The organism is Pseudonocardia endophytica (assembly GCF_004339565.1).
Lineage (GTDB): Bacteria > Actinomycetota > Actinomycetes > Mycobacteriales > Pseudonocardiaceae > Pseudonocardia > Pseudonocardia endophytica.
Genome location: NZ_SMFZ01000001.1, coordinates 2,147,119 through 2,162,050, shown reverse-complemented (window position 1 = coordinate 2,162,050; position 14,932 = coordinate 2,147,119). Strand labels below are relative to the sequence as shown.

Annotated in this window: 17 protein-coding genes and 1 tRNA gene; 10 read left to right on the top strand and 8 right to left on the bottom strand. The window is 73.6% G+C overall.

The window, feature by feature from the left end; translation table 11 throughout:
- Positions 1–13: 13 nt before the first annotated feature.
- Positions 14–2,719 carry a helix-turn-helix transcriptional regulator gene (locus tag EV378_RS09670; protein WP_165922214.1) on the bottom strand — a complete coding sequence of 902 codons (2,706 nt, stop codon included), beginning with the start codon at positions 2,717–2,719 and terminating at the stop codon, positions 14–16.
- A gap of 164 nt (positions 2,720–2,883) precedes the next feature.
- On the opposite strand from EV378_RS09670, the gene EV378_RS09665 reads away from it, so the two are divergent.
- From EV378_RS09665 to EV378_RS09645, 5 genes are all read left to right on the top strand, one after another.
- Positions 2,884–3,534, top strand: coding sequence for a rhomboid family intramembrane serine protease (locus EV378_RS09665; RefSeq protein WP_132422848.1), 651 nt, complete (start codon positions 2,884–2,886; stop codon positions 3,532–3,534).
- A 61-nt stretch (positions 3,535–3,595) separates the two neighbouring features.
- Positions 3,596–4,393, top strand: coding sequence for a glutamate racemase (murI, locus tag EV378_RS09660; protein WP_243653593.1), 798 nt, complete (start codon positions 3,596–3,598; stop codon positions 4,391–4,393).
- Between the two features lie 390 nt (positions 4,394–4,783).
- The gene (locus EV378_RS09655; protein ID WP_132422842.1) at positions 4,784–5,197 is read left to right on the top strand and encodes a hypothetical protein; all 414 of its coding nucleotides are present in this window, start codon (positions 4,784–4,786) and stop codon (positions 5,195–5,197) included.
- A complete protein-coding gene (locus tag EV378_RS09650; RefSeq protein WP_165922213.1) occupies positions 5,190–5,627 on the top strand; it encodes a hypothetical protein in 438 nt (145 codons plus the stop codon). Before EV378_RS09655 ends, EV378_RS09650 begins: the two co-directional genes overlap by 8 nt.
- Before the next feature lie 8 nt (positions 5,628–5,635).
- A complete protein-coding gene (locus EV378_RS09645; protein ID WP_132422839.1) occupies positions 5,636–6,421 on the top strand; it encodes an MBL fold metallo-hydrolase in 786 nt (261 codons plus the stop codon).
- Positions 6,422–6,425: 4 nt separating this feature from the next.
- Here EV378_RS09645 and EV378_RS09640 read toward each other — a convergent pair whose 3' ends face one another.
- Positions 6,426–7,220, bottom strand: a complete 795-nt coding sequence (locus tag EV378_RS09640) for a class I SAM-dependent methyltransferase (RefSeq protein WP_132422836.1) — start codon at positions 7,218–7,220, stop codon at positions 6,426–6,428.
- A gap of 85 nt (positions 7,221–7,305) precedes the next feature.
- Here EV378_RS09640 and EV378_RS09635 point away from each other — a divergent pair, with 85 nt between their 5' ends.
- The 3 genes from EV378_RS09635 to rdgB are packed head-to-tail and all read left to right on the top strand — an operon-like array spanning position 7,306 to position 9,693.
- Complete coding sequence (locus EV378_RS09635) at positions 7,306–8,292, top strand: Lrp/AsnC family transcriptional regulator (protein ID WP_132422833.1); 987 nt, start codon at positions 7,306–7,308, stop codon at positions 8,290–8,292.
- Positions 8,293–8,314: 22 nt separating this feature from the next.
- Complete coding sequence (gene rph, locus EV378_RS09630) at positions 8,315–9,088, top strand: ribonuclease PH (protein ID WP_132422830.1); 774 nt, start codon at positions 8,315–8,317, stop codon at positions 9,086–9,088.
- On the top strand, positions 9,085–9,693 hold the full coding sequence (gene rdgB, locus EV378_RS09625) for an RdgB/HAM1 family non-canonical purine NTP pyrophosphatase (RefSeq protein ID WP_132422827.1): 609 nt from the start codon (positions 9,085–9,087) through the stop codon (positions 9,691–9,693). Before rph ends, rdgB begins: the two co-directional genes overlap by 4 nt.
- On the opposite strand, the gene EV378_RS09620 is transcribed toward rdgB, so the two are convergent.
- On the bottom strand, positions 9,690–10,079 hold the full coding sequence (locus EV378_RS09620) for a carboxymuconolactone decarboxylase family protein (RefSeq protein ID WP_132422824.1): 390 nt from the start codon (positions 10,077–10,079) through the stop codon (positions 9,690–9,692). The two genes, rdgB and EV378_RS09620, sit on opposite strands and share 4 nt — an antisense overlap.
- Before the next feature lie 69 nt (positions 10,080–10,148).
- On the opposite strand from EV378_RS09620, the gene EV378_RS09615 reads away from it, so the two are divergent.
- Entirely contained in the window at positions 10,149–10,817 is a 669-nt protein-coding gene (locus EV378_RS09615; RefSeq protein WP_132422821.1) for a TVP38/TMEM64 family protein, read from the top strand.
- An 84-nt stretch (positions 10,818–10,901) separates the two neighbouring features.
- On the opposite strand, the gene EV378_RS09610 is transcribed toward EV378_RS09615, so the two are convergent.
- Positions 10,902–10,975, bottom strand: a tRNA-Leu gene (locus EV378_RS09610).
- A gap of 718 nt (positions 10,976–11,693) precedes the next feature.
- Positions 11,694–12,161, bottom strand: coding sequence for a thioredoxin-dependent thiol peroxidase (bcp, locus tag EV378_RS09605; RefSeq protein WP_132422818.1), 468 nt, complete (start codon positions 12,159–12,161; stop codon positions 11,694–11,696).
- A gap of 120 nt (positions 12,162–12,281) precedes the next feature.
- Between bcp and EV378_RS09600 the strand changes: the two genes are divergently transcribed.
- Complete coding sequence (locus EV378_RS09600; RefSeq protein ID WP_132422815.1) at positions 12,282–12,503, top strand: DUF3618 domain-containing protein; 222 nt, start codon at positions 12,282–12,284, stop codon at positions 12,501–12,503.
- A gap of 9 nt (positions 12,504–12,512) precedes the next feature.
- On the opposite strand, the gene EV378_RS09595 is transcribed toward EV378_RS09600, so the two are convergent.
- The 3 genes from EV378_RS09595 to EV378_RS09585 are packed head-to-tail and all read right to left on the bottom strand — an operon-like array spanning position 12,513 to position 14,906.
- The gene (locus tag EV378_RS09595; protein WP_132422812.1) at positions 12,513–13,715 is read right to left on the bottom strand and encodes an NAD(P)/FAD-dependent oxidoreductase; all 1,203 of its coding nucleotides are present in this window, start codon (positions 13,713–13,715) and stop codon (positions 12,513–12,515) included.
- A 13-nt stretch (positions 13,716–13,728) separates the two neighbouring features.
- Entirely contained in the window at positions 13,729–14,493 is a 765-nt protein-coding gene (locus tag EV378_RS09590) for an RNA polymerase sigma factor SigF (RefSeq protein WP_132422809.1), read from the bottom strand.
- A complete protein-coding gene (locus tag EV378_RS09585; RefSeq protein ID WP_243653368.1) occupies positions 14,490–14,906 on the bottom strand; it encodes an ATP-binding protein in 417 nt (138 codons plus the stop codon). The genes EV378_RS09590 and EV378_RS09585 overlap by 4 nt, the downstream gene beginning before the upstream one ends.
- Positions 14,907–14,932: the final 26 nt, after the last annotated feature.

The window sequence follows — 14,932 nt, the reverse complement described above, 5'->3', positions numbered from 1 at the left end:
GCTGCTGCGGGCCTCAGCCGCGGCGGATGCCGGCTACCTGGACCAGGTCGCCGCGCCCGGACACGCCCAGCTTCGCGTAGACCGAGCGCAGCACGTTGTCCACGGTGCGCACGGAGACGACGAGCTCACCGGCGATCGCCTTGCTCGTCATCCCGGTCGCGGCCAGCGCGGCGATCTCGTGTTCGCGCGGGGTCAGGTCGGCGGAGCCCTCCAGCAGCTCCAGAGCCGGGGTGCGCGCCCCCTGGCACTCCTGCGCCCACGCACGCGCCCGCGACGTGACGGCCGCCGCCGACCCGATCTGCCCGGCCGCCCGGTAGGCGTGCGCGGCCTGCGCGGCCGCCTCCGCCGCGAGCAGATCCAGGCCCATCCCGGCGAAGCGGGTCGCCACCCGGTCCAGGCCGGCCGCGTCGTGCTCGGCGAGCGCCGTCGCGTGCTCGCCGTACGCCTGCTCCAGCGGGCCCTCCGCGTCCGCCGCGAGGGCGACCAGCTGCTCGCTCACGGCGCCGGTCAATCCCATCCGGACGGCCGTGTGCAGCGCCTGCATCCGGTGCCCGTGAGTGTCCGCCGCGTCGGCCGCCTCCAGCGCGATCGTCGCCGCCTGCGACGTCCGGCCCTCGACACCGGCGATCATCACCCGCGCCGCGTAGGCCCATCCGGCGAGCAGCAGGTCGCCCGGCACCCGCTCGCCTTCGGCGAGCACCGCGGCGGCCCGGTTCGTCCGGCCGGTGGCGGCCAGCGCCATCGCCAGCTCGGAGACCAGCGGCATCGTGAACGAGAACCGGTCGGCCGGGACGGCGGACGCGGCCTGCAGCAGCCAGCCGGCCGCCGCCTCCGGACGCCCACGGCGGCTCTGGGTGATCCCGATCCACGTCGTGAACAGCGCCGCGTAGCGGTCCAGACCGCGCTCCCTGGCCGACCGCAGGCAGGGTTCGGCGATCCGGTCGGCGCCGTCGAGATCACCGCTCTGCAGCCGCGCGTACCACCACGCGGCGAGCGTCTCGAAGCGCAGCCAGCCGCCTGCGCCGTCGTCGAACTCGCGGTCGAGACGCAGCACGTCGCCTCGCACGGCCAGCTCGCCGACGGTGCCGTAGCGGCCCGCCTTGGCCGCCGCCAGCGCCGCGACCGCCAGCACCGGGAGCCCTGCCCCCTGGTCGGCCGTGGCCGGCGCCAGGATCTTGACCGCCTCCGTGGCCCGTCCCTCGACGAGCGAGCGGAACGCCCGCAACGCCGTGCGCGCCGGGTACTCCGTCCCGGCGGTGGCGGGGTCGGGCGCGTCGCCGAGACCGTCGGAGAGCACCCGCGGCAGCCGGTCGAACGCGCGGAGCCCCCAGTACAGGTTGTGCACCCGCATCAGCGCGACGTCGGCGCGCTGCGGCCATATCCGCCCGTCCGCGCCGACCCGGTCCGGGCCGGCGTCCAGCGGGGCCAGCACGCTCTCGGCGCGGTCCAGCTGGCCGTAGCGGATCATGGTGCCGGCCAGCCGGAGCCGGACGGCCGGGCGGGCGTCGTCCTGCTCGGCCGCCGCGGTCAGCAGGCGCTCGGCCAGCTCGGGGTCGTCCGAACCGACGTCGACGACGGCGTCGAGCAGCTCCTCGGGGTCCGCGGACAGGCCGCGCGCCACCCGCCAGGACACCATCCGCCAGCGGTCCTCGGCGCGGTGCATCCCGTCGCCGACCGACGCGACGGACTCCGCCGCCTCGGACAGCCTGCGGTAGATCTCGCGCTCCTGCAGCGGGGTCGCCCTGCCGCGCAGCACCTCCGCGTGCAGCGGGCGGCTCACGTGCAGGTCGACGCGGCTGCCGTTGCGGGTGGAGGTGAGCAGGCCGCGCCGCTCCGCCGAGCCGAGCGTCTCGTCGTTCACCAACGTGGACGCGATCTCGCTGTCCAGCGGCTGGCCGAACGCGAGCAGGCGCATCAGGTCCCGCTCGGCGGACGGCAGGTCGCCCATCTGCGCGTCGACGAGCTCGGTCAGCCGCGCGGTCCGCGGGAACGGGCCCTCCCAGCGCCACACCGCGCCGACCCGGTGCAGCGTGCGCGCGTCCAGGCCGCCGTCGACGAGCTCGCGCAGCAGCAGCGGGTTGCCGCCGGACAGGCGCCAGAGCTTCGCGAGCGCGCCGTCGTCGACGACGGTCCCTGGCTCGTCGCCGCACAGCGCGTTCACGACGAGCTGGTCGGCCTGTCGGCGGTCGAGCTCGTCGATGTCCACCCGGTCGGCGAGGCCCTCCTTCCACAGCGCGAACACCGGCGACGGCACCACGACCCCACTCGGTGCGGTGACCAGCAGGAACGCGTCACCGGAGATCGCCAGCTGCTGGAGCAGGATGGCCGAGGTCTCGTCCAGGACGTGCGCGTCATCCACGGCCAGCACGGCGCGGTACCCGCCGGTGAGCTCGCGCAGCCGCTCCCGGGCCGCCCGCAGCAGCCGCGCCGTCCCCGGACCGCCTGCGGCCGGGCCGTCGTCGGTCGTCTCGAGGTCTCCGAACAGGTGGCCCATGGCGCCGAGCGGGATCCCGGTCGTCGACCGGCTGGCCATCACCCAGAACGGCGTCCAGTCCGGACCGGTGCCGCAGACGGCGGCCAGCGCCGCCCGCGCCAGCCGGGTGCGGCCGACGCCGGGAGGTCCGACCAGCACGACGCCGGCCCGCCGCCCGCTCGCCGCGGTGGCGGCGATCTCGCGCAGCGTGCCGGTGCGCCCGACCAGCGGCCACTCGTCGCTCACGACGGCCGGCCCGGCTGGTCGCTGTCGTCGGCCTCCATTCGCCGAAACCCCTCCGCCCGGTCGGATGTCTCCTGTAGATGCTCGTCGTGATATGGCCAGGTGTTTCGGTGTGGCGCAGAATTTTCCCTCGTTCGGCCGCACGCGGACTCGGTACCGTCTCGGGTATGAGTGCAGCCCCCGAAGCACGACGGCCGGTCGCGCGGGTGCTGCCCCCCGCCTGGCGCGCCGCGGCGATGACGATGCTGGTGTTCACCGCGGTGCTCTACCTGGCCGAGGTGGTCGACGTGGCGTCCGGCAACCGTCTGGACGCCGAGGGCGCGATCCAGCCGCACTCGGTGGACGGCCTGCTCGGGATCCTGACCGCCCCGCTGCTGCACAGCGGCTGGGCGCACCTGATCGGGAACACGGTGCCCTTCCTCGTGTTCGGCTTCCTGGCCATGGCGGGCGGGTTCGTCCAGTGGTTCATGGTGACCGCCACGGTGTGGGTCGCCAGCGGGCTCGGCGTGTGGCTGTTCTCCACGAACGCGACCATCGGCGTCTCCGGAGTGATCTTCGGCTGGTTCGTGTTCCTGCTGGTCCGCGGGTTCTTCGTGCGCAGCTTCGGGCAGATCGCGCTGGCCGTGGCGCTGTTCGTGATCTACGGCAGCCTGCTGTGGGGCGTGCTGCCGTCCGACCCGATGATCTCGTGGCAGGCGCACCTGTTCGGCGCGCTGGGCGGCCTACTGGCCGGGTACCTGGTGGGCCGGGCCGACCGGCCGACCCGGGCGGTGCCCCCTGCCGACCCGTTCGCGGGCGGGGTGACCCGGCGGATCTGACCCGGCGGCCGCGCCTACAGTCTGTCGTGTGAGCGACCCTCGCGACGCGCCCATCGGGATCATGGACTCCGGCGTCGGCGGGCTCACCGTCGCCCGCGCGGTGATCGACCAGCTGCCCGCCGAGCAGATCGTCTACGTCGGGGACACGGCGAACGGTCCCTACGGCCCGCTGCCGATCGCCGACATCCGCAGGCACGCGCTCGCGGTCTGCGACGACCTCGCGGAGCGCGGCGTGAAAGCCCTGGTCATCGCGTGCAACACGGCGACGGCGGCATGCCTGGCCGACGCGCGTGAGCGCTACCCCGTGCCGGTCGTCGAGGTGTTGCGACCGGCCGTGCGCCGGGCCGTCGCGACCACCCGGACCGGGCGGATCGGCGTGATCGGCACCGTCGCCACGATCGCGTCCGGTGCCTACGCCGACGCGTTCGACGCGGCCCGCGACGTCACCGTCACGTCGGTCGCCTGCCCGCGCTTCGTCGACTTCGTCGAGCGCGGCACGACGAGCGGGCGCCAGATCCTCGGCCTGGCCCAGAGCTACCTGGAGCCTCTGCAACGGGCGCGTGTGGACACCGTCGTACTGGGGTGCACGCACTACCCGCTCCTGGCCGGCGTGCTGCAGATCGTGCTCGGGCCGGAGGTCACGCTCGTCTCCAGCGCGGACGAGACGGCCAAGGACGTGGTGCAGACGCTCCACCGGCGCGACCTCCTCCGGGACGCCACGACCCCGGCCCACCCGCACGAGTTCCTCGCCACCGGAGACCCGGAGCCGTTCCAGCGCCTGGGCCGCCGCTTCCTCGGACCGGAGATCGACAAGGTCCGCCCCATCGGCCCTGCCCGCGCCGCCGCATCCACCCGGTGATCGGCGGAACCGGCCGGATCGCGCCACCGGTGTCGTGCTGGTGCCAGTTCCGCTGATCATGGACCGGGCGGAGTGGCGGGCGCGCCCGTGATCGGCGGGACCGGCTGAACTGCGCCGGCGTTGTCGCGCTCGTGCCACTCCCGCTGATCATGGCGCTGCCGGGACCGGCGCCGGCCCGTGATCGTCGGAACCGGTCGGATCGCGCCACCGGTGTCGCGTCGTCGCCACTCCCGCCGATCATGAGTCGACGCTGTCGCCACCCCGCCCTCGAGATCGGCGGAACCGGCCGGATCGCGCCAGATCTGCCGCCCTGCCACCGTGCCGCCGGTCGCCTCGGCGCGCAGTGCCGGGGCGACAGGGGGATCGGGCCGCCGGAGTAGCGTGCGGGGCGTGATCGGTCTGCTGGTGATCGCCTCGTGCATCGTGCTCGTCGCGCTGGCGGTGCTCGGACTCGCGACCACGATCCTGAACCGCCCTCCGGGCCGGCAGCACCGGTATGGCGTCGCGGTCTGCGAGCTGGTCCTCGTCGTCCAGGCCGCGGTCGCCGCGTTCCGGGTGCTGGTCGGCGGGGTCACCCTGCCCGAGCAGAGCACGTTCCTGATCTACCTGGTGGTGTCGGTCGCCGTGCTGCCGATCGCGTTGCAGTTCGCCACCGCCGGATCGGACCAGGCCATCGGCGCCGAGGCGGGGGAGCACACCGAGCCGGCGAGCCGGTGGGGCGGAGCCGTGATCGCGGTCGGCGCGATCGGGACGCTCGTCGCCGTGCTGCGGCTGCAGGGACTCTGGGCGGCAGGCAGTGTCTGAGCCGCAGCAGCCCGGGAGCCCGCGGAAGCCCCGGTACCCGAAGGCCACGTCGACCGGCCCCGGCCGTGTCCTGATCGCCGTCTACGGGATCTTCGCCCTGTCCGCGACGGCGCGGGCGGGCGTCCAGATCGCCGGCCAGTTCTCCGACGCCCCGCTGGCCTACACGCTGTCCGCACTGTCCGGAGTGGTCTACATCCTGGCCACGATCGGCCTGGCGGGCACCGGCCCCGGGTTCCGGCGGCTGGCCTGGTTCTCGGTGGTGTTCGAGCTGGTCGGGGTGCTGGCCGTCGGCACGTTCACGCTGCTCGTGCCCAGTGACTTCCCGGACGACACGGTCTGGTCGGACTACGGCATCGGCTACGGGTTCATCCCGCTGGTGCTGCCGTTCGTCGGGCTCTGGTGGCTGCGCCGCACTGGGAGGGCGGGTTAGTGTCGCCCATGCGCCTGATCGTGCTCGGATGCTCCGGCAGCGGTCCCGGTCCGGGGTCCCCGGCGTCCGGCTACCTGGTCGAGGCGGGCGGCACGCGGCTCACGCTCGACCTGGGCAACGGCACGTTCGGTGCGCTGCAACGGCATCTGGACCCGTGGCAGCTGGACGCGGCGGTCTTCAGCCACCTGCACGCGGACCACTGCTCGGACTTCGCGTCGCTGACCGTGTTCCGCCGCTACCACCCGAGCCCGCCCTACGACGCGACCGCGCGCAAGCTCGACGTGCACGCCCCGCACGAGGCGCCGGACCGGTTCGCCGCCGCCTACGCCGCGTCCGCGGCCGAGCGGGCGCAGGCCGACCTGTCCGACGTGTTCGCGTTCCACGCCCTGTCCGACGGCGGATCGCTGACGGTCGGTGACGCCACCGTCCGCACGACGGCGGTGGACCATCCGTGCGAGACGTACGCCCTGCGCGTCGAACACGGGGGTCGGACGCTCGTCTACTCCGGCGACACCGGACCCTGCGACGGGCTCGTCACGGCCGCCCGGGGTGCCGACGTCCTGCTCTGCGAGGCCAGCTGGCCGCACACGTGCGAGCAGTACTCCGAGCCGCCGTCCGGGGTGCACCTGTCCGGGCGCCAGGCCGGGGAGCACGCCGCGGCGGCGGGCGTCGGTCGGCTGCTGCTCACGCACGTCCCGGCCTGGTACGACGCGGCGGACCTGGTCGTCGAGGCGAAAGCCGCGTTCGACGGGCCGGTGGACGTCGTGCACGACGGCGGCGTCTACGACGTCTGAGCCGTCACAGAATGGCGTGCACGAGGTACCCCGGCGCGTCCGACGGGTCCGCCGACGACGGTCCCCGGCCGAGCTCGGCCATGACGTCGTCGATCAGTCGCACGCCCCCGCGCCAGCCGTAGGGCGCGAGCAACGCGTCCGGGTCGTCGGAGCCGAAGATCCACGGGCTCCCGGCAGCGGCCATCGAGTCCAGGATCGGCCGCATCTGCTCCGAGGCCAGGAGCCGGGCGCTGACCAGGTCGGTGAGCAGGCGGCTGCCGGCGGCGGACCGTCCGGACACGGCGTCCAGCAACGTCCGCACGGCCGGCTCCGGCAGGTACTGCAGCAGCCCCTCGACGATCCAGCACGTCGGCCGCGACGGGTCGTGACCGGCGGCGTCCAGCGACGCCGTCCAGTCCGCGGTGAGATCGGCCGGGACCGGCACCCGGTGTGCGGCCGGTGCCGTGCCGGCCAGCAGCTCCGCCTTGAGGTCGAGAAGCGCCGGGCGGTCCACCTCGAACACGGTGCACCCGTCCGGGAGCGGCAGGCGCCAGGCGCGGGTGTCCATGCCCGCGGCGACGAGCACCACCTGACGGACGCCGGCGTCGACGGCGGTGCGCAGGCCGTCGTCGTCGAAGCGGGTGCGGACCGGGATGACGTCGCCGGAGTCGATCCGCGCGGCGATCGCCCGTCCGACGTCACCGGCGAGCGTGCCCGCCAGCGGGTCGTCGAACAGGCGGTCCGGGCGGGCCGACTCGGCGGCGCGGATCGCGGCGGTGATGCGGGACGTCGTGGCGACCGGGTCCAGGTCTGTGCTCATGAAGCGAGCGTCGATCCCGGGAGAGCGCGACCGCCATCGAGTGCGCCGAGAACGACGGAATCCGACACCGATCTAACCTGAAGCCGTGGATCCACTCACGCTCGACGCGCTCGACCGGCAGCTCGTGCACGCCCTGCAGGTCGACGGGCGCGTCGGGTTCGGGCGGCTGGCCGAGGTGCTCGACGCGTCCGACCGGACCCTGAACCGCCGCTACCGGCGGCTGCTCGCGGCCGGGGTGCTGCGGGTGGTCGGCGTGCCGGTGGCCCGCGCGCTCGGCCAGGCGGACTGGCTGGTCCGGATGCGGTGCCTGCCGCACGCGGCCCCGGAGATCGGGGCGGTGCTCGCCGCGGACCCGGACACGTCGTGGGTCACCGTGCTCTCCGGCGGTGCGGAGATCGCCTGCATGGTCCGTGCCCCGGCGGACTCGCTGGTGCTGCGGTCGCTGCCGCGCTCGTCGCGGATCGGGTCCGTGACCGCGCAACGCCTGCTGCGGCCCGTCGCCGGGGCCGACGGCTGGCCCGGCAGGCTGGGTGCCCTGTCCGCGGAGCAGGTGCGCGCGCTGCGCGAGACCGGGCCCGGCGAGCCCGGTCCGGACGACCGCCCGCTGTTCGACGACGAGGACCGCACGCTGCTCCCGATCCTCGCCCGCGACGGGCGGGCCGGCTGGTCGGCGCTGGCCAGGGCCACCGGCTGGTCGCCCGCCGCGGTCGCCCGCCGGGTGGAACAGCTGCGCCGCGGCGGCGCACTGGTGCTGGAGGTGGACGTCGAACCCGCCCTGTTCGGGGCACCGTGCGGGGCGATGCTCTGGCTGACCGTCCGCCCGTCGGCGCTGGCCGGGGCGGGACGGGCGCTAGCCGCGCACCCCGACATCGCGTTCGCCGCGGTCACCACCGGATCGACCAACCTCGTCGCGTTCGTCGCCTGTTCCGGCGACGACGCGCTCTACGACGACGTGCTCCTCCCGCTCGGCGACGTCGACGGCGTCGACCACGTGGACCTCTCGCCGATGTCGGAGATGGTCAGCCGCAGCGTCGCGTCCGCGAGGCCGCTCGGGCGCCCGCGCGGGAGGTGAGCGCGGTTCCTACGATGTCGCGGTGACACGAGCAGAGAGCAGGGCGGACGGCAGGACCGACGACGAGCTGCGGCCGGTGACGATCACCCGCGGCTGGCAGAAGCACCCGGCGGGCTCGGTGCTCGTCGAGTTCGGCGACACGAAGGTCCTGTGCGCGGCCAGCGTCAGCGACGGCGTGCCGCGCTGGCGCAAGGGATCCGGGCTGGGCTGGCTGACCGCGGAGTACGCGATGCTCCCGTCGGCGACGAACACCCGATCGGACCGCGAGTCGGTGCGCGGCAAGATCGGCGGCCGGACGCACGAGATCAGCCGGCTGATCGGCCGCTCGCTGCGTGCCTGCATCGACCTGAAGGCGCTGGGGGAGAACACGATCGCCCTGGACTGCGACGTGCTGCAGGCCGACGGCGGCACCCGCACCGCGGCGATCACCGGCGCCTACGTGGCGCTGTGCGACGCCGTGACGTGGCTGGGGGACAAGGGGAAGCTGGCCGACCCGAAGCCGATCTCCTGCCAGGTCGCGGCCGTGTCGGTCGGCGTCGTCGACGGGCGGGTGCGGCTCGACCTGCCCTACGAGGAGGACTCCCGCGCCGAGGTGGACACGAACGTCGTCGCCACCGAGACCGGGACGCTGATCGAGGTGCAGGGCACCGGCGAGGGCGCCACGTTCTCCCGGTCCACACTGGACGCGATGCTGGACTCGGCGCTGGCCGGGATCGACCGTCTCGCGCAGCTGCAGCTCGAGGCGCTCGCCGCGCCGCTGCCGGGGTCGGAGCCCGCCGCAGGGGAGGACGGGTGAAGCTGCTGCTCGCCACCCGGAACGCGGCCAAGCTCGTCGAGCTGCGCCGGATCGTCGCGGACGCGGGCCTCGGGGGCGTCGACGTGCTCGGCCTGGCCGACGTGCCGGAGTTCCCGGAGGCACCGGAGACCGGCGCGACGTTCGCGGAGAACGCGCTGGCCAAGGCCCGCGACGCGGCCGCGGCGACCGGGCTGGTCTCGGTCGCCGACGACTCCGGGATCACCGTGGACGCGCTGAACGGCATGCCCGGCGTGCTGTCCGCGCGCTGGTCCGGGCGCCACGGCGACGACGACGCGAACCTGCAGCTCGTGCTGGACCAGCTGTCCGACACCCCGGACGACCGCCGCGGTGCCGCGTTCGTCTGCGCCGCCGCGCTGGTCGCACCCGGCGGGGATCCGTCGGAGACGATCGTCCACGGCACCTGGCGGGGGACGCTGCTGCGCGCGCCGCGCGGGGAGAACGGGTTCGGTTACGACCCGATCTTCCGGCCCGAGGGCGACGAGCGGTCGTCGGCCGAGCTGTCCCCCGCCGAGAAGGACGCGCTGTCGCACCGGGGCCAGGCGCTGCGGGCGCTGGTGCCGCACGTGCTGGCGCTCGTGGGTTAGCCCGCCTCGGCCAGCACCCGCTGGGCGATCCGGAACGCCGAGTTCGCGGCCGGCACACCGCAGTAGATCGCGGTCTGCATCAGGATCTCGACGATCTCGTCGCGGCTCAGGCCGTTGCGCAGGGCGCCGTGCAGGTGGAGCTCGAACTCCTCCCAGTGCCCGTGTGCGACGAGTGCGGTGAGCGTCACCGCGCTGCGCATCCGCCGGTCCAGGCCCGGCCGCGTCCAGATCTCGTTCCAGGCGTAGCGGGTGATCAGGCGCTGGAACTCCTCGGTGGTGCCGTCGATCCGGTCCAGCGCGGCCTGCACGTAGTCCTCGCCGAGCACCTGTTTCCGGACGGCCAGACCGTCCGGGTCGAGATCGTGCCGGGACTCGTCGTTCGCCATCCGGTCACTCTGGCACGGCCGCCGGACCCGTGCGGGAGCCCGGGCCGTCGCCGCCGGTACCGTCGTGGGGTGCGCAGGTGGGGACCGGTTCTCGGAGTCGTCGCGGTGGTGGTCGTCGCCGTCGTGGCGGTGCTCGTCGCGCACGCGCACGGCGTCCCCGTCGTGCCCCACCTGCATGATCTTCGACGGGTGGTGGCCGAGACCGGCCCGTGGGCGCCGCTCGTGTTCGTGATGCTGCAGGTGCTGCTGAACGTGCCGCCGTTCCCGCGGACCGTGTTCACCGTCGCCGCCGGGCTGCTGTTCGGCTCGGCGTGGGGACTGCTGCTGACGCTGACCGGCACCGCGATCGCCGCCGTGCTGGCGTTCTACCTCGTGCGCTGGACCGGCGGGCGCCTGGTCGCGCGCTACGCCACGCACCGCCGTGCCGTCTGGGTGCGACGGCGGCTGGACCACCACGGCACGCTGGCCGTGACGTCGTTGCGCCTGATCCCGATGGTGCCGTTCGCGGCGCTGAACTACCTGTCCGGCCTGTCCACCGTCCGGTTCCTGCCGTACCTGCTCGGGACGGTCGTCGGCAGCATCCCGGGCACGGCCTCGATCGTGATCCTCGGCGACGCCGTGACCGGGCAGGTGTCCCCGACACTCCTCGCCGTGTCCGCCGCCTGCGCCGTCGTCGGCCTGGCCGGGGTCGTGATCGCGGCCCGCCGCCCACTCCCGGACGAGCCGGACCCCGCCTGACGCTTCCCGCGCGCTCCGTGGTGCTCCCGCGCGCGTCCCGCACCGCGCGCGAGCCGATTCCCCGCGCGGGACGGGGGTGGAGAGTGCCGGCGGCGGGATTCGAACCCGCACTGGCGGCGTTCTAAGCGCCGTCTCTCTGCCTGTTGGAGTACGCCGGCCCGTTCTTCCGACCACACCACGTGCTGGTGAGCGAATGACAGTTCGGACACAGGATACGGAGGTTCTCCAGCCGATTATCGGAGTGGTCCCCGTTCACGTGGTCGAGAGCGAGCGGCAGGGGCCGACCTCGCCACTCCCTCAGCCCACAGTCTTCGCAGTGTCGGGGTTTGAGTCCCGCGGCCACGAGTCGCTGCCGTAGCTTCGAGCTGCTCCGGTAGCTCGAGTTCCGTACCAGGATCGCGTCCAGTGGCGTGACCCGTCGTCCCGGGAACTTCCGTCCCTTGGCCCACGACTGGCCGGTGAAATGGCTCGTGTCCAGGCCGAGTGCACAGATATGGGCCATGACGGCCCGGTACATCCCGCCGTTCGGCGTGTAGCCGAGACGGCGAAGCACGCCGTGCACGCTGGTCTCCACCCGGACCGCCTCACGCAGCTGACCGTCGGTATACCGCCGACCGGTTCTCGGGCTGGCCGACGTCGCCCGCGGGAGGTGCGAGGCGTTCACCCCGATCCGGTCGATGTGCTTGCGCAGCAGGTCGTACTTCCCCGGCAGGATGCCTATCCGGCGGCACACCTCGCTCATGGTGGTCGACGCGGTGACCGCATCGGCGAGTTGCTCGTCCGTCCAGCGTCGAGGGCGTGGCATGCCCTCGACGCTAGGGAAGAGATCCCCAGACCTGTAAGACCTTCTTACAGGTCTGTGGACAACTCCGCCGCTCAGACCTTCCAGTCCTTGCGGAGCTTCGCGACGTGCCCGGTGGCGCGGACGTTGTACTGCGCGTCCTCGATCGTGCCGTCCTCGCCCACCAGGAACGTGGAGCGGATGACGCCGGTGACGGTCTTGCCGTACATCGTCTTCTCGCCGAACGCGCCCCAGGCCTGGAGCGTCTCCTTCGACGGGTCGGAGAGCAGCGGGAACGTCAGGCCCTCCGCGTCGCGGAACTTCGCCAGCTTCGCCGGCTTGTCCGGGGAGATGCCGATGACGTCGATCCCGGCGCCGACCAGGTCGGCCAGGTTGTCCCGGAAGTCGCAGGCCTCCTTCGTGCAGCCGGGCGTGCTCGCGGCCGGGTAGAAGTAGACGATCACCTTGCGGCCGCGGTGGTCGGACAGCGAGACCGTGTTGCCGTCGGCGTCGTCGAGGGTGAAGTCGGGGGCTGTGTCGCCCGCGCTCAGCCGGGTGCTCATGGGGCCAGACTGCCACCGGCCGCGTTCCGACACTCCGGCACCTCACCCGAGACGCGCGACCGTGCCCGCCGGTGGCTACGGTGTGCCGGATCGAGCAGACCGCCGAGCGAGGGAGACGTCGTGGCCCGCGACCCCGAGAACATCCAGAGCGACATCGAGAAGACCCGGGACGCGCTGGCCGAGAGCCTGGACGCGCTCGCCGAGCGTGCCAACCCGAAGACCCTGATCGAGGGCGGCAAGGAGCAGATCGCCGAGAGGCTGGCCGACCCGAAGGTCAAGTACAGCCTGATCGGGGTCGGTGCCGTCGTCGGTCTGCTGGTGATCCGCGCGATCTTCCGCTGACGACGGGCGTCACCCCAGCGAGTCCCGGAACTCCAGCACGGCGTCGCGGGACAGGCCGTCGAGCAACGGCTTGCGGTACCGCATGATCCGCCGTGCCGCACCGAAGCCGACGACGGCGACCAGCGCACCGTCGCGCAGGTAACCGACCACCGTGCCCTTGACCGGCCCGCCGTCGACGCCGTCGCCGTGCAGCGGCAGGACCTCGTCGGCGACGTCAGGGCGCCCGAGCAGCTGGATCTTGAGCCCGAACTGGTCGGACCAGAAGTAGGGCACGGTGGCGGGCGGCGGCTCGGCGCCCGCGATGTCCCGCGCCACGACAGTCGCCTGCGTGGTCGCCGACGTCCAGTGCTCGTGGCGCACCCGGTCGCCGTGCAACGGGTCGGTCCAGGCGGCCGCGTCGCCGAGCGCCCACACGCCGTCGAGCCCCTCGACCCGTCCCCGCGCGTCGCAGGGGATGCCGCCGGACAGGTCGAGGCCGGTGCCGTCCAGCCAGCCGAGGTCCAGCTGCCCGCCGATGCCGACGACGAGCACGTCGGCGTCCAGCCGGGAGCCGTCGTCGAGCACGGCGCCCGCGGCGTCCAGCGACGCGATCGACACGCCGCACCGCAACGACACCCCGGACTCGGAGATCAGGCGCGCGGTCAGTGCACCGACGTCCTCGCCGAGCACCCGCGCCATCGGCGTCGGCGCGACCTCCAGCACGGTGACGTCCACACCGGCGTCGTGCGCCGTCGACGCCACCTCCGCGCCGACGAACCCGGCGCCGACGAGCAGCATCGACCCGGCGCCCGCGATCGCCTCCCGCAGCGCGTCGGACTCCTCCACGGTGCGCAGCACGTGCGCCGAGTCCGGCTGGCCCGGCAGCGTCCGCGACGTCACGCCCGGGGCGAGCACGATCGCGTCGGCGTGCAGGGTCGACGAGTCGGACAGCTCGATCTCCCCGGGCCGCCAGGCGACGGCGCGGCGGCCCAGGTGGGTACGGACACCGAGCTCGGCGGCCTTCTCGTCGTCGGTCAGGTCCAGCTTGGACCGGTCCCACTCGCCGGCCAGGTACTGCTTGGACAGCGGCGGCCGGTCGTAGGGGAGGTGCTCCTCCGCCCCGACCAGGCTGATCCGGCCCTCGTACCCGGCCGACCGCAGACCCTCCACCGTCCGGACCCCGCCGAGCCCGGCCCCGACGACCAGGACGTGCTCCGGTACTCCACCGCTCATCGCAGTCTCCCGTCTACTCGGGGTCCAGCCGGTCGCGCAGCCGCGTGAGGGTCTGCGCGAGCAACCGGGACACGTGCATCTGCGAGATGCCCACCTCGTCCGCGATCTGGGTCTGGGTCAGGTTGCCGAAGAACCGCAGCATCACGATCGTCCGCTCGCGCGGGTTGAGCTCTGCGAGCAACGGGCGCAGGGCCTCCCGGTAGTCGACGCGGTCGAGCTCGTCGTCCGCCTCCCCGACGAGCTCGCCGACCGTCGCGCTCCCGTCCTCGGAGGACAGCATCTCGTCCAGCGACGAGCTGCGGTACGCCTCGGCGGCCTCCAGCCCCTCCAGAACCTCGTTCACCGGCAGGTCCAGCCGTTCCGCGATCTCGCTCGGGCGGGGTGCCCTGCCGAGCGACTGGGAGAGCTCGGACACCGCGGCGTTGATCGACACGTGCATGTCCTTCAGCCGCCGGGGCACGCGCATCGACCAGCTCTGGTCGCGGAAGTGCCTGCGGACCTCACCCGAGATCGTCGGGACGGCGAACGAGAAGAACTCGCCGCCCTTGCCCGGGTCGAACCGGTCGATCGCGTTGATCAGTCCGACGGTCGCGACCTGGGTGAGGTCGTCCAGCGGCTCGCCGCGGTGGTTGAAGCGACGCGCGATGTGCTGGGCGACCGGGAGGTAACCGGTGACCAGGCGGTCGCGCAGCGCCTCGCGGCGCGGGTCGCCCTCGTCGAGCTCGGCGTACTCCTGGAGCAGCGGAGTGAGGTGCTCGTACTCGGGATCGGACGTCACAGGGCCGGACCGCCGAGTTTGTGCAGGCGGATGCGCAGCGTGCCGTCGGTGCGGTCGACGTCGACCTTGTCCGCCAGCGTCTGCAGCACACGCCACCCGAAGCTGTCGGTCGGCAGGTCGGAACCGGGCGCGGGGCGGACCTCGGCCGCGACCGCGATCCGGTCGCCCTGCACGTCGAACGTGCAGCGCAGGTCGGACCCGTCGCCGGCCAGCCCGACGAGCGTCGCGCACGCCTCGTCGACGGCCATCCGCAGATCGGAGATCGCGTCCAGGTCGAAGTCGGCCCGGGCGGCCAGGTCGGAGGCCACGGCGCGCACGGTCGGGATCAGCGCCGGGCTGGCGGCTGTCCGTACCTCGACGGTGGACGAACCCGCCGCGGCGGCGGGTTCGCTCGGGATCTCCTCCTGTGACACGCGCTGGTCCTTCCTGGTGCTGGGGA